The following is an 18,565-nucleotide window of genomic DNA, read 5'->3' as shown; positions in this document are numbered from 1 at the left end:
CGCTGGGCGCCTCTCCAAAGGGGGTTACGTTTGTGGCCCCTTGCTACTATTGTTGACCTGTAAAAATTTGTAATGATTTGTACTGGACGGTACGAATTTTTCACGGGGAGACGACCTGTTCCTGACGCGCACCTGCTTAACCTGGGGCTGTCAGTGACAGGAGATAGTTATGAATTCCCCGGTAAAGTTGGAGTTTTCCGACAAGTACGATGAGCAGCATGCTCAGGAATATTTGCACAAGCATCAGAACGGGATGGCGCGTCGGCTGTCCCATCTGCGCGATGAGCAATTGGCTCGTACGGCATTGGCACTGGCGGGTGAGCCGGGTCTGGTGCTGGATCTTCCCTGTGGTGCCGGACGGTTCTGGCCGTTGCTGGCGGAAAAGCCGAATCGGGTGATCGTTGGGGCCGACAACTCCGCCGCGATGCTGGAAACCGCACTCAAGGCGCAACCGGTCGATGTAGTCAGTCGGATACGTCCGTTGCAAACCTCGGCATTCGATATCGACCTGCCGGAGAACTCGGTCGACAGCATTTTCTGCATGCGTCTGCTACACCATATCGGTGAGTCGGCGCACCGGCTGGCGTTGCTCAAGGAGTTTCATCGGGTAACGCGTGACAGCGTCATTGTTTCATTGTGGGTCGACGGCAACTTCAAGGCCTGGCGCCGCAAGCGCCTGGAACGCAAGCGCCAGGCGATGGCAGAGCCGGACAGCTACCAGAATCGTTTCGTGTTGCCCGCCAGCCAGGTTGAAGAAGAATTCAAGCGCGCGGGTTTTCGAGTCCAGCAGCATCTGGATTTCGTTCCGTTCTACGCCATGTGGCGAGTCTATATCTTACGCAAGAGGTAGCAGGATGGCCGTTGAGTACGCTTCGTTTACCGCAGGAACCGCCACGGATCGCTTTGAACATTTCTGGACGCGCAAGGGCGAGTGGGTCGAAGAGCCCAACCGGCGTCGCGGAGGCGAAAGTGGTGTCCAGCGCGTGACGGGCACCGGCGGTCGGCTGCTGTACGTCAAGCGCCAGGTGGGACATACCTACCGCAGCCTGCTGCATCCCTTCGGCCGTCCGACCGTCCTGCGCGAGCAGAATGCACTGAAGAGCCTGCGCATGCTCGATGTTGGCGTGCCGGAGCTGGTGTTCTGCGGCGCCCGCCGCGATACCGATGGACAGTGGCAGGCGTTGCTGGTAACGGCGGCCCTGGAAGGGTTCTGCGAAATCGAGGACTGGTATGCCGGTGGCGGTCGCGAGCGACATGGCGAGGTGCTGCATGATCGCCTGCTCCAGGAGTTGGCCAACACGCTGGCACGCATGCATCGTGGCCGCTGGCAGCACGGTTGCCTGTATATCAAGCATGTGTTCGTCCGGGTTGTCGGCGAAGGTGAGTCGGCCAGTGTCGAGGTGGCCCTGCTGGATTTCGAGAAAGCTCGCCAGCGCTTGACCCGCCGGCGTGCCGCACAGCATGACATGAAACAACTACGGCGCCATTCGTCGTGGAGCGAAGCGGACTGGAGCAGGCTGAACTACTTTTACGGTATGGCGTTCGGCAGCACCATCAAAGGCTTACGGTGATGAAGTTAGAAATAGCTAGAGGTTTGTTTCTGGTCGGGGCACTGGCTGTCGCTTCCCTGGCGCTGGTGGTCTGGGAGCAGCCGCGGCCGCAGGTGCTCAGCATGGTCCAGGATGGCGAGCGTTGCCCCTTGCCACGAGTCGCAAAGGTCGGGGGCAATGTCCAGCCCACCCACGACCTGTTGTTGTTCGTGTTCGGCCTTTCCCAGGGCTTGAAACCGCAGAGTTGAAACCCTGTTCTTCCCCCGAAAGCCTCGTGATCCACGAGGCTTTTTTTCGTGGCCGCCCAGGCCGGTCGCCTCATTACTCGGCGTTGCATAGCGCCAGGCAGTTATCCAGCATGCGGTTGGAGAAGCCCCACTCGTTGTCGTACCAGGCCAGGACCTTGAGCAGCTTGCCGCTGGCTTTGGTGTGGTTGGCGTCGAAGATCGACGACAGGGGATTGTGATTGAAGTCGCTGGAGACCAGCGGCAGGGTGTTGTAGCCGAGGATTTTCGAGTGCTGGCTGGCTTCCTTGAACAGCGCATTGATCTGCTCGGCAGTGGCCGACTGCTTGAGCTGCACGGTCAGGTCGACCAGTGACACATTGATCACCGGGACGCGTACGGCCATGCCGGTCAGCTTGCCCGCCAGTTCCGGCAACACCAGGCCCACGGCTTCGGCGGCGCCGGTCTTGCTCGGAATCATGTTCTGCGTGGCCGAACGGGCCCGGTACGGATCGGTGTGGTAGACGTCGGTCAGGTTCTGGTCGTTCGTGTAGGCGTGGATGGTGGTCATCAGGCCACTTTCGATGCCCAGTTCGCGATGCAGCACCTGGGCCACCGGGGCCAGGCAGTTGGTGGTGCACGAAGCGTTGGAGATGATTTCGTGCGACTGGCGCAGGATATCGTGGTTGACCCCGTACACCACGGTGGCATCGGCGCCCTTGGCCGGTGCGGAAATGATCACCTTGCGCGCGCCGGCGCTGATGTGCGCGGCGGCTTTGGCGCGATCGGTGAACAGGCCGGTGCATTCGAACACCACGTCGATCTTCTCGGCGGCCCAGGGCAGTTCGGCCGGATTGCGGATCGCGCTGACGGCAATACGGTCGCCGTTGACGGTCAGGCTTTCGTGGTCATGTTCTACGCTGGCATCGAAGGTGCCGTGGACGGTGTCGTACTTGAGCAGGTGGGCATTGATCGAGCTGTCGCCCAGATCGTTGATGGCGACGACCTGCAAGTCCTGACGGTAACCTTGGGTATAGAGTGCCCGCAGGACGTTGCGGCCGATGCGGCCAAAGCCGTTGATTGCGATGCGTAGCGTCATGATGGAAGCGCCTGTCGTGGTTTTGTTGTTGGAATTACAAGATTATTCGCATAGAAATAGAAAACAAGCCTTTTTAATGGCAATATTTTGTTTTATCTACAACGAGTGACCTGAACCAACGGGTCCGGATGAACGAAAAGCCCCGCCAGCCGAGGCCTTCGCTCACCTCAGGACAAACAGGTCGCCATATCCGTTAGCCTGGAGTTCTACACATGCATCCCCGCGTTCTTGAGGTCACCGAACGGCTTATCGCCCGCAGTCGCGCCACCCGCGAAGCGTACCTGGCACTGATTCGGGGGGCCGCCAGCGACGGTCCCGTGCGCGGCAAGCTGCAATGCGCGAACTTTGCCCATGGCGTGGCCGGTTGCGGCAGCCAGGACAAGGAAACGCTGCGGATGATGAACGCCGCCAACGTGGCAATTGTTTCGTCATATAACGACATGCTCTCCGCGCACCAGCCCTACGAGACCTACCCGGAGCAGATCAAGCAGGCCCTGCGCGAGATCGGCTCGGTCGGCCAGTTCGCCGGCGGCGTGCCTGCCATGTGCGATGGCGTGACCCAGGGCGAGCCGGGCATGGAGCTGGGGATCGCCAGTCGCGAAGTGATCGCGATGTCGACCGCCGTGGCGCTGTCGCACAACATGTTCGATGCGGCGCTGATGCTCGGGATTTGCGACAAGATCGTGCCGGGCCTGATGATGGGGTCGCTGCGTTTCGGTCATCTGCCGACCATCTTCGTACCCGGTGGGCCGATGGTCTCGGGGATTTCCAACAAGCAGAAAGCCGATGTCCGCCAGCGCTATGCCGAAGGCAAGGCGAGCCGCGAGGAACTGCTGGAATCGGAAATGAAGTCCTACCACAGCCCCGGCACCTGCACCTTCTACGGCACCGCCAACACCAACCAGTTGCTGATGGAGGTCATGGGCCTGCACTTGCCGGGCGCTTCTTTCGTCAACCCGAATACCCCGCTGCGTGATGCGCTGACCCGCGAAGCGGCGTTCCAGGTCACGCGCATGACCAAGCAGAGCGGCAACTTCATGCCGATCGGCGAGATCGTCGACGAGCGGGCGCTGGTCAACTCCATTGTTGCCCTGCACGCCACTGGCGGCTCGACCAACCACACCCTGCACATGCCGGCCATCGCCCAGGCGGCGGGGATCCAGCTGACCTGGCAGGACATGGCCGACCTCTCCGAGGTGGTGCCGACCCTGTCCCACGTCTACCCGAACGGCAAGGCCGACATCAACCACTTCCAGGCGGCGGGCGGCATGTCATTCCTGATTCGCGAACTGCTCGAGGCCGGCCTGCTGCACGAAGACGTCAACACCGTGGCCGGTCGTGGCCTGAGCCTCTACACCCGCGAGCCGTTTCTGCAGGATGGTGAACTGGTCTGGCGTGAGGGGCCGATCGAGAGCCTCGATGAAAACATCCTGCGTCCGGTGGCCCGTGCGTTCTCGCCAGAGGGCGGCTTGCGGGTGATGGAAGGCAACCTCGGCCGTGGCGTGATGAAGGTCTCGGCGGTGGCGCCGGAGCACCAGGTCGTCGAAGCGCCGGCGCTGGTGTTCCAGGACCAGCAGGACCTGGCCGATGCGTTCAAGGCCGGCCAGTTGGAGAGGGACTTCGTAGCGGTCATGCGCTTCCAGGGGCCACGGTCCAACGGCATGCCGGAACTGCACAAGATGACCCCGTTCCTCGGCGTGCTGCAGGACCGTGGCTTCAAGGTCGCGCTGGTCACCGACGGCCGGATGTCCGGTGCCTCGGGCAAGATCCCGGCGGCCATTCATGTCTGCCCCGAAGCCCATGTCGGCGGCGCGCTGGCGCGGGTGCACGATGGTGATGTGATCCGGGTCGACGGGGTCAACGGCACGCTCAAGGTGCTGGTCGATGACGCCGAGTTCGCCGCGCGCGAGCCGGCAGTCGGTCTGCTGGGTAATAATGTCGGTTGTGGCCGCGAACTGTTCGGCTTCATGCGCATGGCCTTCAGCTCGGCGGAGCAGGGGGCCAGTGCGTTCACTTCGGCCCTGGAGACCCTTGAATGAAATTGGCCCTGGTTGGCGATATCGGCGGCACCAACGCTCGTTTCGCCTTGTGGAAAGACAACGGCCTGGACTCGGTGAAGGTGCTTGCCACCGCCGATCACGCTTGCCCGGAAGACGCCATCAAGGTTTACCTGGATGGCCTGGGATTGCCGTTGGGGGCGGTTGGCGCCGTGTGCCTTTCGGTGGCGGGGCCGGTCAGCGGCGACGAGTTCCGTTTCACCAACAACCATTGGCGACTGAGCCGCAAGGCGTTCTGCGAGACCCTGCAGGTCGACCAGTTGCTGCTGCTCAATGATTTTTCGGCCATGGCCCTCGGGATGACCCGCCTGGAGCCCGATGAGTTTCGTGTGGTCTGCGAAGGCACGGCGGAACCGCATCGGCCGGCGGTGGTGATCGGCCCGGGAACCGGCCTGGGCGTCGGCACTCTGCTGAACCTTGGCGACGCCGGTTTCATGGCGTTGCCGGGGGAGGGTGGCCATGTCGACCTGCCGCTGGGCAGCCCCCGGGAAACCCAACTGTGGCGACACATCCATGACGAAATCGGCCATGTCAGTGCCGAGACAGCCCTCAGTGGCGGTGGCTTGCCCAGGGTCTATCGGGCGATCTGCGCGGTGGATGGGCACACGCCCGTGCTGGACACGCCGGAGGCTATCACCGCGGCCGGCCTGGCGGGGGACCCGGTGGCCCAGGAGGTGCTGGAGCAGTTCAGTTGCTGGCTGGGGCGGGTGGCTGGAAACAACGTGCTGACCACGGGTGGGCGCGGCGGGGTGTATATCGTCGGTGGCGTGATTCCGCGCTTCGCCGATTTCTTCATCAAGAGCGGTTTCGCCAGGAGCTTTGCCGACAAGGGCTGCATGAGCGACTACTTCAAGGGTATACCGGTGTGGCTGGTCACGGCACCGTATTCCGGCCTGATCGGGGCGGGGGTGGCCTTGCAGCAGGCGCTGGCCGACTGATTCCGGTGTCGACCTTTTCGCGGGCAAGCCCTGCTCCTACAGGCATCGCAGTGACTTCAATATCACCGCAGTGCCTGTAGGAGCAGGGCTTGCCCGCGAAGAGGCCCTCAAGAGCAACACATCTTCACGGCTCAATCGATTGAGGCATAATCCGCGTTTCGGTCCTAACCACAACAACAGGGACACCCACCGTGAGCGCATTCAGTAAGTCCATTCTCCTGGTCGATGATGACCAGGAAATCCGTGAACTGCTGGACACCTACCTCAGTCGCGCCGGTTTCCAGGTGCGTACGGTCGGTGATGGCGCCGGTTTTCGCCAGGCGCTCAACGAAGCTTCCTGCGACCTGGTCATCCTCGATGTGATGTTGCCCGATGAAGACGGCTTCAGCCTCTGTCGCTGGGTCCGCCAGCACCCACGCCAGGCCCACGTGCCGATCATTATGCTGACGGCCAGTTCCGACGAGGCCGATCGGGTGATCGGCCTTGAGCTGGGCGCGGACGATTACCTCGGCAAACCCTTCAGCCCCCGCGAATTGCAGGCTCGGATCAAGGCGCTGTTGCGCCGTGCCCAGTTCGGCCAGGAGCGCGCCGGCAGCGAAGTGCTGGCCTTCGACGAGTGGCGGCTGGATACGGTCAGCCACCGGCTGTTCCACATCGATGGCGAAGAGGTGATTCTTTCCGGGGCCGACTTCGCCCTGCTCAAGTTGTTCCTCGATCATCCCCAGGAAATCCTCGATCGCGACACCATCGGCAATGCTACCCGTGGGCGTGACCTGATGCCCCTGGACCGGATCGTCGACATGGCAGTCAGCCGGCTGCGCCAGCGCCTGCGCGACACCGAGAAACCACCGCGGCTGATCCGCACCGTGCGCGGCAGCGGTTATCAACTGGCCGCCAACGTTACGGCTGCCAATGCTCTCTGATTTGCGCCAGCGCCTGCCGGTACCGCGTTCGCTGCTGGGGCGGATGCTGCTGCTGACGCTGTTCGCGGTGTTGCTGGCCCAAGCCCTGTCCAGCGTGATCTGGCTTTCGCAGTTGCGCGCGACCCAGCTCGAAGGGTTGGTCACCAGCGCCCGCAGCCTGGCCCACTCGATGACGGCCAGCGTCAGCTACCTGCGTTCGTTGCCCCTGGCCTACCGGCCACTGGTACTCGACCAGTTGCGTAGCATGGGCGGCACGCGGTTCGTCGTGACCCTCAACGACAAGCCACTGGACATGCAACTGCTCGGCCCGACGCCACGCAAGACAGCGGTGCTCGAAGCCGTCCACGAGGTGTTGCGCCAATCGCTGGGTAACGACGTGGACATCTCGGTGAACTTCGTCAGCCCCGACAACCTGCGGATCTTCAATGGCGGCCTGAAACTCGACGAGCTGCCGCGTTCCTGGGCGCATTACGCGTTGACCCTGGAACCGGTGAACCCGCCGGTGCTGGTGACGCAGATCCAGATGTCGCCGGGCGAATGGCTGTACATCGCCTCGCTGCTACCCGAGCCCTATACAAGCCTGGAAGAGGAAGGCCTGCCGGCCCAGCAGGTCTGGTTCATCCTGCTTACCAGCGGCTTCCTGCTGCTGTTCATCGGCCTGCTGGTGCATTGGCAGAGCCGGCCGCTCAAGCGCCTGGCCCGTTCGGCGCGGGACATGTCGCTGGGAGCGGAGGAGGTGCGACCGGTGCTGGAGGGCGGTGGCAGCGAAGTGATGGAAGTCGGGCGGGCGCTCAATACCATGCGCGAGCGCATCAGTCGCTACCTGACCGAGCGCAGCCAGTTGTTCAGTGCGATTTCCCATGACTTGCGCACCCCCATCACCCGCCTGCGCCTGCGGGTCGAATTGCTTGAGGATGAACAACTGCAATTGAAATTCGGACGTGACCTCGACGAACTGGAGATGCTGGTCAAGGGCGCCCTGCAATGTGTGAAGGACACCGATATCCACGAGAATATCGAGCCGGTTGACCTCAACCAGGCCCTCGATACACTGGTCGAGTGCTACTTGTCTCCCAGTGGCAACGGTCTGGTGAGTCTTACCGGGCGGGCGCTCGGGACCTACCCTGGCAAGCCGTTGGCGCTGCGTCGGTGCATGGGCAACCTGATCGACAATGCCCTCAAGTACGGCGCACGGGCACACCTGCACATCGAGGATGATGACAGTGCGTTCGTCCTGCATGTCGACGACGAAGGCCCCGGTGTACCCGAACAGCGCCTGGAGCAGGTGTTCGAACCGCATTTTCGCTTGTCCGGCCAACAGCAGGGGTATGGCCTGGGCCTGGGCATCGCCCGCAATATCGCCCACAGCCACGGTGGCGAGGTGAGCCTGCAGAACCTGCGTGAAGGTGGCTTGCGGGTTACTTTGTTCTTGCCGCGAAATGCCGACTGATCGATAGCGAAGCCTGTTCCGGGCTGATCAGCAGCTCTGGCTCGCCGTTATCCGGCAGTTGGCAGTTGGCTGAGTCACGCAGGCCGCGCGCCTGGCCGATGGCCGCCTGGATACGATGTTCGCGCAAGCGGGCATTGGTCTGGCTGAAGTGCTGCTGCAGGGTCTTCATGGCCTGCTCGAAGGGCTCCTCGCAAATCGCCAGTTGTCGTTGGCGCTCACCCAGGGCCAGCCGCTTGGCCTGCTCCTCGCCATGACGCTCGACGCTGAAACTGCGGCTCAGATTGTAGCCATGGATGCGGGTGCTGGCGCGCCAGTAGCCGGTGCCATGGGTCTCGACCCTCATCACGCCCGGATGACCACTGGTGTTGTTGGGCAGCAGGCGCTGGCGAGTTTCATAAGTCAGTGCTGCGGGCATTTTCAGTACCAGCGCATTACGACACGACTCGGCCGCCAGTCGCGCGGGCTGCTCGCCGCCGTAATCCTCGAAGGCGAACACCTCGCTCAGCAACTGGCCGCCTCGTTGTACTTCCACCTTCCAGGCGTACTGCCGGTCTCCCTGGCGCAACGGGAAAATGCAGCATTGGCGAGCCAGGCGCGGATTGTCGTTGACCATGGTGGAGGGCTCCTCGGGCGTCGGCGTTCATGGGGCAGGTTACGGATGCCGGTTTGCGAGATTCGCCCAGGCAAAGTCGCGTTTCAACGTGGGAAAACGCTTTAGGGATGGCTCCTACGTTTAAAAGGGAAACGGCTTAGTCGGCATTTTTCTTACATTGGCTCATGAATGATGCGTGGCGGCGTGGTGTGCCAAGGGGGCGGGAATTGTCACTGGATGGTGACATTCTCCCCGGCCTTCGTTACCTGTCGTCGACCGATGGCTGGTTAGAATCCGCTGCATCACATGCGAGCGACCTGCTCCCGGGGCGTTCGTGAATAACAAGAAAGATGAATAGCATGACAAGCGACAGCCTTGAGTTTTCGTTCGGCAGTTGGTTGAACGCTCCGGCCCACAATGCCTGGTTGATGGATGAAGGACGGCGCCTGCTAGTGTTCGCCAAGGCCGCCAGGCTCGATGGCGGCTTCGGCAATCTCGACGGCCAGGGCCGCCTGCCGGCAGGCACCATGGCCGAAACCATGAATACCGCGCGCATGACCCATTGCTTTGCCATGGCCCACATCCAGGGCGTTCCCGGCTGCCTGCCGCTGGTCGAGCATGGTGTCGCGGCGCTTTGGGGGCCGTTGCGCGATGCGACCTTCGGCGGCTGGTACGCGGCGCCGGAACACCGTGACGGCAACAGCGGCAAGGCCGCCTACCTGCACGCCTTCGTCGCCCTTGCCGCCAGTTCGGCGGTGGTTGCCGGCAGCGAGGAAGCCCCAGGCCTGCTGGCCGAGGCGATTCGAGTGATCGACACGCATTTCTGGAGCGAGGAGGAGGGCGCGCTGCGCGAATCCTTCGCTCGGGACTGGAGCCAGGAGGAAGCCTATCGTGGTGCCAATAGCAACATGCACGGTACCGAGGCCTTCCTGGCCCTGGCCGATGTCACTGGAGACAGCCGCTGGCTGGATCGCGCACTGCGTATCGTCGAACGGCTGATCCACCAGCAGGCTGCGGATAACGGCTTTGCGGTCGTCGAGCATTTCGATCGGCAGTGGCAGGCCCAACGGGACTACAACCAGGACAACCCGGCAGACGGCTTCCGCCCCTACGGCACGACGCCGGGGCACGCCTTCGAATGGGCCAGGCTGCTGCTGCATCTCGAGGCAGCCCGCCAGGCAGCGGGGCTGGTCGCTCCAGCATGGCTGCTGGACGACGCCCGCGAGCTGTTCGCCAGCGCCTGTCGTCATGCCTGGGCCGCGGATGGCCGGCCGGGAGTGGTCTATACCCTTGATTGGGAAAACCGCCCGGTGGTCAGCGAGCGCCTGCACTGGGTGCACTGCGAGGCCAGCGCGACGGCTGCGGCCCTGCTGCGGCGTACGGGAGAGCAGCAGTACGAAACCTGGTACCGCCGCTTCTGGGATTTCAACGAGCTGCATTTCATCGACCGGCTGTATGGCAGCTGGCACCACGAACTGGATGACCACAACCGGCCCAGTGCGCGGATCTGGGGCGGAAAACCCGACCTCTATCACGCCTACCAGGCAGTCCTGTTACCCTGCCTGCCGCTGGCGCCGAGCCTGGCAAGCGCTCTGGCCCGGTACTTTGCTGGCAGTTCAGTGGTCTGAATTCCTGTGTTCATTCCATGTAACCATGCGGTGACATTTGCGCGTCCCTTCGTTACCTGCGAAGGCTTTCGCCTTTACTAGAATCCGTTGCAGCGCAAGCACCAGACTTGCATGCATAACAACAAGAAAGGTACTTCAGATGAATTCGATTTCTCGCCTCGCCGCAGTGATTTCCCTCGCCTCGTTGTTTCCTCTCAGTGCATTGGCTGCCGACTCCAAGGGGAGTGTGGAAGTGGTTCACTGGTGGACGTCCGGTGGTGAAAAAGCGGCTGTCGATGTGCTCAAGGCCCAGGTTGAAAAGGATGGTTTCACCTGGAAGGACGGCGCTGTCGCCGGCGGTGGCGGTGCCACGGCCATGACCGTGCTGAAAAGCCGTGCCGTAGCCGGCAACCCACCTGGCGTCGCCCAGATCAAGGGCCCCGATATCCAGGAATGGGCCTCCACCGGGCTGCTCGACACCGACGTTCTCAAGGACGTTGCCAAGGAAGAGAAGTGGGACAGCCTGCTCGACAAGAAAGTCTCCGATACCGTCAAGTACGAAGGCGACTACGTGGCTGTGCCGGTCAATATCCACCGCGTCAACTGGCTGTGGATCAACCCCGAGGTGTTCAAGAAGGCCGGCATCGAAAAAGCGCCGACCACGCTCCAGGAATTCTACGCCGCCGGCGACAAGCTCAAGGCCGCGGGTTTCATCCCACTCGCCCACGGTGGCCAGCCTTGGCAGGACAGCACCGTATTCGAAGCGGTGGTGCTCTCGGTGATGGGGGCCGACGGCTACAAGAAAGCCCTGGTCGACCTGGACAATGCCGCCCTGACCGGTCCTGAAATGGTCAAGGCCCTGACCGAACTGAAGAAAGTCGCGACCTACATGGACGTCGACGGCAAGGGCCAGGACTGGAACCTGGAAGCAGCCAAGGTCATCAACGGCAAGGCCGGCATGCAGATCATGGGTGACTGGGCCAAGAGCGAGTGGACCGCGGCCAAGAAAGTCGCTGGCAAGGACTACCAGTGCGTAGCCTTCCCGGGCACCGACAAGGCCTTCACCTACAACATCGACTCCCTGGCAGTGTTCAAGCAGAAGGACAAGGGTACCGCGGCTGGTCAGCAGGACATCGCCAAGGTGGTGCTGGGCGAGAACTTCCAGAAGGTCTTCAGCATCAACAAGGGTTCGATCCCGGTGCGTAACGACATGCTCGCCGACATGGGCAAGTATGGCTTCGACTCCTGCGCGCAGACCGCGGCCAAGGACTTCCTCGCCGATGCCAAGACCGGTGGCCTGCAGCCGAGCATGGCGCACAACATGGCGACCACGCTGGCGGTGCAGGGCGCGTTCTTCGATGTGGTGACCAACTACATCAACGACCCGAAAGCCGATCCGGCCGACGCGGCGAAGAAGCTCGGCGCGGCGGTCAAGTCCGCCAAGTAAACCCTCGACCTGCAACCCCGCTCCTGTAGGAGCAGGGCTTGCCCGCGAAGGCGGTACATCAGCCGACCCATTCGTTGACTGACACACCGCCTTCGCGGGCAAGCCCAGCTCCTACAGGGGGCGGTGTAGTTCCTTTTTCCTGTACTGGATTTTCCCATGAGCTCTGTTGCTGCGTTCAGCAAGGCCTCGCCGTTCGATTTCCTGCAGCGCTGGCTACCCAAGCTCGTGCTGGCACCCAGCATGTTCGTCGTGCTGGTGGGCTTCTACGGCTACATCCTGTGGACGTTCATCCTGTCGTTCACCAACTCGACATTCCTGCCCACCTACAAATGGGTCGGCCTGGCGCAATACGCGCGGCTGTTCGATAACGACCGCTGGTGGGTGGCGAGCAAGAACCTGGCGGTGTTCGGTGGCCTGTTCATCGGCATCACCCTGGTCATCGGGGTGATGCTGGCGGTCTTCCTCGACCAGCGCATCCGCCGCGAAGGTTTCATCCGCACCATCTACCTGTACCCGATGGCGCTGTCGATGATCGTCACCGGTACTGCCTGGAAATGGCTGCTCAATCCGGGCATGGGCCTGGACAAGCTGCTGCGCGACTGGGGCTGGGAAGGCTTTCGCCTGGACTGGCTGATCGACCCTGACCGCGTCGTCTACTGCCTGGTGATCGCCGCGGTCTGGCAGGCCTCGGGTTTCATCATGGCGATGTTCCTCGCCGGCCTGCGTGGCGTCGACCAGTCGATCATCCGTGCCGCGCAGATCGATGGCGCGAGCATGCCGAAGATCTACTGGAAAGTGGTGCTGCCGAGCCTGCGCCCGGTGTTCTTCAGTGCGGTGATGATCCTCGCGCACATCGCGATCAAGAGCTTCGACCTGGTAGCGGCGATGACTGCGGGCGGCCCTGGCTACTCGTCCGACCTGCCGGCGATGTTCATGTATTCCTTCACCTTCAGTCGCGGCCAGATGGGCATGGGCTCGGCCAGTGCGATCCTGATGCTCGGTGCGATTCTCGCGATCATCGTGCCTTACCTGTACTCCGAGCTGAGGACCAAGCGTCATGACTAGTCTCGCCGACAAACCTTCCATCAGCCTGAGCCGTATCGCCATCCACACGGTACTGTTCATCGCCGTGCTGCTGTACCTGGTGCCTCTGGTGGTGATGCTGTTGACCAGCTTCAAGTCGCCGGAAGACATCAGCACCGGCAACCTGCTGAGCTGGCCGACGATCTTCACCGACATCGGCTGGATCAAGGCCTGGGCCACGGTCAACGGCTACTTCTGGAACTCGATCAAGATCACCGTTCCGGCGGTGCTGATCTCCACCGCCATCGGTGCGCTGAACGGCTACGTGCTGTCGATGTGGCGTTTTCGCGGTTCGCAGCTGTTCTTCGGCCTGCTGCTGTTCGGCTGCTTCCTGCCGTTCCAGACCGTGTTGCTGCCGGCCTCGTTCACCCTCGGCAAGATGGGCCTGGCCAGTACCACCACCGGCCTGGTGTTCGTCCACGTGGTCTACGGCCTGGCCTTCACCACGCTGTTCTTCCGCAACTACTACGTGAGCATTCCCGACGCACTGGTCAAGGCGGCACGCCTGGATGGCGCGGGCTTCTTCACCATCTTCCGGCGGATCATCCTGCCGATGTCGACCCCGATCATCATGGTCTGCCTGATCTGGCAGTTCACCCAGATCTGGAACGACTTCCTGTTCGGCGTGGTGTTCTCCAGCGGTGACTCGCAACCGATCACCGTGGCCTTGAACAACCTGGTCAACACCAGCACCGGGGTCAAGGAATACAACGTGGACATGGCGGCGGCGATGATCGCCGGGCTGCCGACACTGCTGGTCTATGTGGTCGCAGGCAAGTATTTCGTGCGCGGGCTGACGGCCGGCGCAGTCAAGGGGTAATCATGGCAACGCTCGAACTTCGCAATGTAAACAAGACCTATGGCGCCGGCCTGCCGGACACCCTGAAGAACATCGAACTGTCGATCAAGGACGGCGAGTTCCTGATCCTGGTCGGACCTTCGGGCTGCGGCAAGTCGACCCTGATGAACTGCATCGCCGGTCTGGAGAGCATCACCGGCGGTGCGATCATGATCGGCGACCAGGACGTCAGCGGCATGAGCCCCAAGGATCGCGACATCGCCATGGTGTTCCAGTCCTACGCGCTGTACCCGACCATGAGCGTGCGCGAGAACATCGAGTTCGGCCTGAAGATCCGCAAGATGAGCCAGTCGGCCATCGATGAGGAAGTGGCCCGCGTGGCCAAGCTGCTACAGATCGAACACCTGCTCAACCGCAAGCCGGGCCAGCTCTCCGGCGGTCAGCAACAGCGCGTGGCGATGGGCCGGGCGCTGGCGCGACGGCCAAAGATCTACCTGTTCGACGAGCCGCTGTCGAACCTCGACGCCAAGCTGCGGGTCGAGATGCGCACCGAAATGAAACTGATGCACCAGCGCCTGAAGACCACCACCGTCTACGTCACCCACGACCAGATCGAGGCGATGACCCTGGGCGACAAGGTGGCGGTGATGAAGGACGGCATCATCCAGCAGTTCGGCACGCCGAAGCAGATCTACAACGATCCGGCCAACCAGTTCGTCGCCAGCTTCATCGGTTCGCCGCCGATGAACTTCATCCCGCTGCGCCTGCAGCGCAAGGATGGCCGCCTGGTGGCGCTGCTCGACAGCGGCCAGGCGCGCTGCGAGCTGCCGCTGAACACCAGCGATGCTGGCCTCGAAGACCGTGAAGTGGTACTGGGCCTGCGTCCCGAGCAGATCTTGCTGGCGTCCGGCGATGCCGGTCTGCCGAGCATTCGCGCCGAGGTGCAGGTGACTGAGCCGACCGGCCCGGACACCCTGGTTTTCGTCACGCTCAACGACAGCAAGGTCTGCTGCCGCCTGGCGCCGGATGTGGCGCCGCAGGTCGGCGAGACCCTGACCCTGCAATTCGATCCGGCCAAGGTGTTGCTGTTCGACGCCGCGACCGGCGAACGCCTCGGCCGGATAGGGCAGCCCCAATCCCAAGCACATGGCGACAACGTGGCGCAATTCAAGGGCCGCTGAACTCAGGACGGGCGGCTTGCCGCCCGTCGCAATCGATGTAAACCACGTTCAATAAAAACTGTTAATAAAAATAAAGACGAGGATGTAGGGATGAAAAAGAGCACCACCAACACACGCCTGATCTGCCAATTGTCAGCGGCTGCGGCCTTGGTCATGGCCGGCCATGCCATGGCGGACGACGCGTTCAGCGCCGACTCCAAATGGATGACCGGCGACTGGGGCGGCGAGCGGACCCGACTCATCGAGCAAGGTATCGACATCAAGGCCGACTATGTCGGTGAAGTCGGTGGCAACCTGCACGGTGGCTACAACGACGACAAGACCGCACGCTACGCCGACCAGTTCGGCCTGGGTGTGGCACTGGACCTGCAAAAACTGTGGGGCTGGGATAACACCCAGGCCAAGATCCAGTTGACCAACCGTAACGGCTACAACATTTCCAACGACCGCGTCGGCGATCCGCGTGCCGGCACCTTGAGCTCTTCCCAGGAAGTCTATGGTCGCGGCCATATGGTGCGCCTGACCCAATTGTGGATCCAGCACCAGTTCCTCGACGGCAAGCTGGACGTCAAGGCCGGTTACTTCGGTGAAGGCGAAGACTTCAACACCTTCCCCTGCGAATTCCAGAACCTGGCGTTCTGCGGCTCCCAAGTGGGCAACTGGGCGACCGGCATCTGGTATAACTGGCCAGTCAGCCAGGCAGCCCTGCGCGTGAAGTACCACATCACCCCCGAGCTGTATGCGCAGATTGGTGCGTACAACCAGAACCCATCGCAGCTGGAGCACGGCAACGGCTTCAAGCTCAGCGGCAGCGGCACCAAGGGTACCGTGCTGCCGGTCGAGCTGGTCTGGTCGCCGAAGGTCAACAACCTGCCTGGCGAATACCGTGTTGGCTACTACAAGAGCACCGCGCCGGCCAACGACGTGCGTGAGGACGTCAACGGTGGCGACGCCGCGACGACTGGCGATGCCTATCGCGTTCACGATAGCAAGCACGGCTACTGGTTCGTTGCCCAGCAGCAACTCACCAGCCACAACGGCGATGCCTCGCGCGGCTTGAACATTGCAGCCAACGCGACCTTCCACGACAAGGACACCAACGTCGTCGACAACTACCAGTCGCTGATGCTGGTGTACAAGGGGCCGTTCGATGCACGTCCCAAGGATGACATCGGTATCGGTTTCGCCCGTATCCATGTCAACGACGACGTGAAGAAAAACGCTGAGCTGGCCAACGCCGCCATTGGTGTCAGCGACTACGACAACCCGCTGTACTCGCCACTGCGCAACACCGAGTACAACTACGAACTCAACTACGGCATTCATGTCACCAACTGGCTGACCGTGCGTCCGAACCTGCAATACATCACCCATCCGGGTGGCGTGGACCAGGTCGACAACGCCCTGGTGGCCGGCCTGAAAATTCAGTCGGTCTTCTAAGCCTCGGCTGATAAGCTCTCTCTCAATGTGCGCATCTTGCGGATGGTCCACTCGACCGTCCGCTTTTTTTTGCGCATGAGGACGCGTTTGGCTTCACGACGACAGAGATTCCAGGATTCGCGGCACATGCACGAGCAACCGCTACAACGTTTCTTCAAATCCCGGCGCGAGCAGCCGGTGTTCCAGTGGGAGCGCTTTCAGCAGCGCGAGGTGCTGGTGATTGATCATCCGCTGTGCCAGGCGGTGTTCAGCCGCCAGGGCGCGCAGTTGTTGCATTTCCAGCCTCGGGGGCAGAAACCCTGGCTGTGGTGTGCGGCGAAGTGGCCGCAGGTCGGCGCGATTCGCGGCGGCGTACCGGTATGCTGGCCGTGGTATGGCCGTCATCCAAGCGAAAATGCCTGGCCGTCCCATGGTTGGGCGCGGCTGATCGACTGGAAACTGCTGGAGAGCAGTTCCGACGAGGAGGGCGTCAGCCTGCACTGGCGCCTGCAATTGTGCGATTGGCAGGTCGACCTGCACGCGCGCCTCGGCGAGAGCATGGATTTACGCCTGAGCACCGAGCACCAGGACAGTGAACCTTGCCAGTTGAGTCATGCCTTGCACGCCTATTGGCGTATTGGTGACGTCGGCGAGGTAGCGCTGTCTGGACTCGATGGTGCACAGGGTTACGACCAGTTGAATCGCCAGGTTTGCCAGCAGCAGGGGGAGTTGCGGGTCGAGGGCGGATGCCAGCGGGTATTCCAGCATGAGGGCGAACTGCACCTCAAGGATCACGCTTGGCAACGCGAGTTGTGCATCGATACCGGCGACAGCGCCGACACCGTGGTCTGGCATCCGGGGCCGCGACCGCTACTCGGCGTGAGCTGGAGCGAGGTGATGGGCTTCGTCTGTGTCGAAGCGGCGAGTGGCGGTACCGACAGCCTGTGCCTGGCTCCAGGGGAGCAGGCGCACCTGAGCTTGCAGGCACGTGCGCAGGCCTGATTGTGGCAGCAGGCTGGTGTGTGGCTGCGGGCTTGTGTGGCGAGCGGGCTTGCCCGCGCTGGGCTGCAAAGCAGCCCTAAAACCGGCTACCACGATCCAGCAGACACAACGAGTGGCCTGAACTTGCGACTGCTTCGCAGTCGAGCGCGGGCAAGCCCGCTCGCCACCCAAGCCCGTTTGCCACAACAGGCCCGCTTGTCACAATGAGCTGATCCGGGGAGCAACCGCCGCGCTGTCAGTCGTACTCGTCGCCAACCGGGTAACGGCTGGCGTTGAGGCTTTCCTTGATCTTGCGCAAGTGTGGCTGGAAGTCTACGCCGCGGCGCAGGGTCATGCCGGTGGCCAACACGTCGAGCACGGTCAGCTGGACGATTCGCGAGGTCATCGGCATGTAGATGTCGGTGTCCTCCGGCAACGGAATGTTCAGGCTCAGGGTGCTGGCCTTGGCCAGTGGCGAGCCGGCCGCGGTCAGGCCCAGAACGGAGGCGCCGTTGGCCCTGGCGATGCGCGCCACTTCCACCAGCTCCCGGGTGCGACCGGTGTAGGAAATGATCACGAACAGCTCGCCGGTGTGGGCCACCGAGGCGATCATCCGTTGCATCAGCACATCGGCGTGGGCCGTGACCGAAATATTGAAGCGGAAGAACTTGTGCAGGGCGTCCATGGCCACGGGCGCGGATGCGCCGAGGCCGAAGAAATGGATCTGCCGGGCCTGGGTCAGGAGGTCGACGGCGCGATTGACCAGGTCCGGGTCCAGCACCTTGCAGACGCTGTCCAGGGACGCGATGGCGCTGGCGAAGATCTTCTGCGTATAGGCTTCGGAGTCATCATCGGCTTCCACCGCCCGGCTGACATAGGCCGCACCGCTGGCCAGGCTCTGGGCCAGTTGCAGCTTGAGTTCCGGGTAGCCGCTGACGTCGAACGAACGACAGAAACGGTTGACCGTCGGTTCGCTGACCGAGGCCGCCTGGGCGAGGGCGGCGATGCTGTAGCGGGTCGCCTGCTGTGGGTTGAGCAGGATGACTTCGGCGACTTTGCGCTCGGCCTTGTTCAGGTCTTCGAGGCGATTCTGGATCTGTTCCAGCAGGTTTCGCACGCGTTCCATGTTGGTGTTCCTTGGTTCTGCGATGCATGGGAAAGCGTGCCTTGGCAGCTCTCGGCGGTGGCCTATCCTACTGATGGTGCTTGTGGACC

The 18,565-nt window shown here is 62.4% G+C and carries 17 protein-coding genes; 14 read left to right on the top strand and 3 right to left on the bottom strand.

What is annotated here, in order from left to right; all coding sequences use genetic code 11:
• Positions 1-169 precede the first annotated feature (169 nt).
• From AC6I6U_RS30305 to AC6I6U_RS30295, 3 genes are read left to right on the top strand one after another with little or no spacing between them, the layout of a single operon-like run.
• Positions 170-850, top strand: a complete 681-nt coding sequence (locus AC6I6U_RS30305; RefSeq protein WP_497879612.1) for a class I SAM-dependent methyltransferase — start codon at positions 170-172, stop codon at positions 848-850.
• A 4-nt stretch (positions 851-854) separates the two neighbouring features.
• Entirely contained in the window at positions 855-1,571 is a 717-nt protein-coding gene (locus tag AC6I6U_RS30300) for a lipopolysaccharide kinase InaA family protein (protein WP_497879611.1), read from the top strand.
• A complete protein-coding gene (locus AC6I6U_RS30295) occupies positions 1,571-1,798 on the top strand; it encodes a hypothetical protein (protein WP_497879610.1) in 228 nt (75 codons plus the stop codon). Before AC6I6U_RS30300 ends, AC6I6U_RS30295 begins: the two co-directional genes overlap by 1 nt.
• Before the next feature lie 73 nt (positions 1,799-1,871).
• Here the strand turns inward: AC6I6U_RS30295 and gap are convergent, their stop codons facing one another.
• Positions 1,872-2,873, bottom strand: coding sequence for a type I glyceraldehyde-3-phosphate dehydrogenase (gap, locus tag AC6I6U_RS30290; protein ID WP_497879609.1), 1,002 nt, complete (start codon positions 2,871-2,873; stop codon positions 1,872-1,874).
• Positions 2,874-3,085: 212 nt separating this feature from the next.
• Between gap and edd the strand changes: the two genes are divergently transcribed.
• The 4 genes from edd (at position 3,086) to AC6I6U_RS30270 (ending at position 8,241) form a co-directional block, all read left to right on the top strand.
• On the top strand, positions 3,086-4,912 hold the full coding sequence (gene edd / locus AC6I6U_RS30285; RefSeq protein ID WP_497879608.1) for a phosphogluconate dehydratase: 1,827 nt from the start codon (positions 3,086-3,088) through the stop codon (positions 4,910-4,912).
• On the top strand, positions 4,909-5,868 hold the full coding sequence (locus AC6I6U_RS30280; protein ID WP_497879607.1) for a glucokinase: 960 nt from the start codon (positions 4,909-4,911) through the stop codon (positions 5,866-5,868). The genes edd and AC6I6U_RS30280 overlap by 4 nt, the downstream gene beginning before the upstream one ends.
• 191 nt (positions 5,869-6,059) lie before the next feature.
• On the top strand, positions 6,060-6,791 hold the full coding sequence (locus tag AC6I6U_RS30275; RefSeq protein WP_497879606.1) for a response regulator: 732 nt from the start codon (positions 6,060-6,062) through the stop codon (positions 6,789-6,791).
• Positions 6,781-8,241 (top strand): ATP-binding protein, encoded by a 1,461-nt coding sequence (locus AC6I6U_RS30270; RefSeq protein ID WP_497879605.1) that lies wholly within the window; start codon positions 6,781-6,783, stop codon positions 8,239-8,241. The genes AC6I6U_RS30275 and AC6I6U_RS30270 overlap by 11 nt, the downstream gene beginning before the upstream one ends.
• On the opposite strand, the gene AC6I6U_RS30265 is transcribed toward AC6I6U_RS30270, so the two are convergent.
• Positions 8,210-8,854: an AP2/ERF family transcription factor gene (locus tag AC6I6U_RS30265; RefSeq protein ID WP_497879604.1), complete on the bottom strand. Its 645-nt coding sequence runs from the start codon at positions 8,852-8,854 to the stop codon at positions 8,210-8,212. The two genes, AC6I6U_RS30270 and AC6I6U_RS30265, sit on opposite strands and share 32 nt — an antisense overlap.
• Positions 8,855-9,192: 338 nt before the next feature.
• Here AC6I6U_RS30265 and AC6I6U_RS30260 point away from each other — a divergent pair, with 338 nt between their 5' ends.
• The 7 genes from AC6I6U_RS30260 (at position 9,193) to AC6I6U_RS30230 (ending at position 17,371) form a co-directional block, all read left to right on the top strand.
• Positions 9,193-10,461, top strand: coding sequence for a D-mannose isomerase (locus AC6I6U_RS30260; RefSeq protein ID WP_497879603.1), 1,269 nt, complete (start codon positions 9,193-9,195; stop codon positions 10,459-10,461).
• Positions 10,462-10,600: 139 nt separating this feature from the next.
• Positions 10,601-11,887 carry an ABC transporter substrate-binding protein gene (locus AC6I6U_RS30255; RefSeq protein ID WP_497879602.1) on the top strand — a complete coding sequence of 429 codons (1,287 nt, stop codon included), beginning with the start codon at positions 10,601-10,603 and terminating at the stop codon, positions 11,885-11,887.
• A gap of 156 nt (positions 11,888-12,043) precedes the next feature.
• Positions 12,044-12,952: a carbohydrate ABC transporter permease gene (locus AC6I6U_RS30250; protein ID WP_497879601.1), complete on the top strand. Its 909-nt coding sequence runs from the start codon at positions 12,044-12,046 to the stop codon at positions 12,950-12,952.
• A complete protein-coding gene (locus AC6I6U_RS30245; RefSeq protein WP_497879600.1) occupies positions 12,945-13,790 on the top strand; it encodes a carbohydrate ABC transporter permease in 846 nt (281 codons plus the stop codon). Before AC6I6U_RS30250 ends, AC6I6U_RS30245 begins: the two co-directional genes overlap by 8 nt.
• Positions 13,791-13,792: 2 nt before the next feature.
• Complete coding sequence (locus tag AC6I6U_RS30240; RefSeq protein ID WP_497879599.1) at positions 13,793-14,950, top strand: ABC transporter ATP-binding protein; 1,158 nt, start codon at positions 13,793-13,795, stop codon at positions 14,948-14,950.
• A 90-nt stretch (positions 14,951-15,040) separates the two neighbouring features.
• Complete coding sequence (locus tag AC6I6U_RS30235; protein WP_497879598.1) at positions 15,041-16,390, top strand: carbohydrate porin; 1,350 nt, start codon at positions 15,041-15,043, stop codon at positions 16,388-16,390.
• A 126-nt stretch (positions 16,391-16,516) separates the two neighbouring features.
• Complete coding sequence (locus tag AC6I6U_RS30230; RefSeq protein ID WP_497879597.1) at positions 16,517-17,371, top strand: D-hexose-6-phosphate mutarotase; 855 nt, start codon at positions 16,517-16,519, stop codon at positions 17,369-17,371.
• A 235-nt stretch (positions 17,372-17,606) separates the two neighbouring features.
• Here the strand turns inward: AC6I6U_RS30230 and AC6I6U_RS30225 are convergent, their stop codons facing one another.
• Positions 17,607-18,467 (bottom strand): MurR/RpiR family transcriptional regulator, encoded by an 861-nt coding sequence (locus AC6I6U_RS30225; RefSeq protein WP_497883137.1) that lies wholly within the window; start codon positions 18,465-18,467, stop codon positions 17,607-17,609.
• Positions 18,468-18,565: the final 98 nt, after the last annotated feature.

The sequence above is a fragment of the Pseudomonas sp. UTLPPB19802 genome, assembly GCF_059730225.1.
The sequence above is the reverse complement of the archived record's forward strand: the minus strand, read 5'-3'. Positions and strand labels throughout refer to the sequence as shown.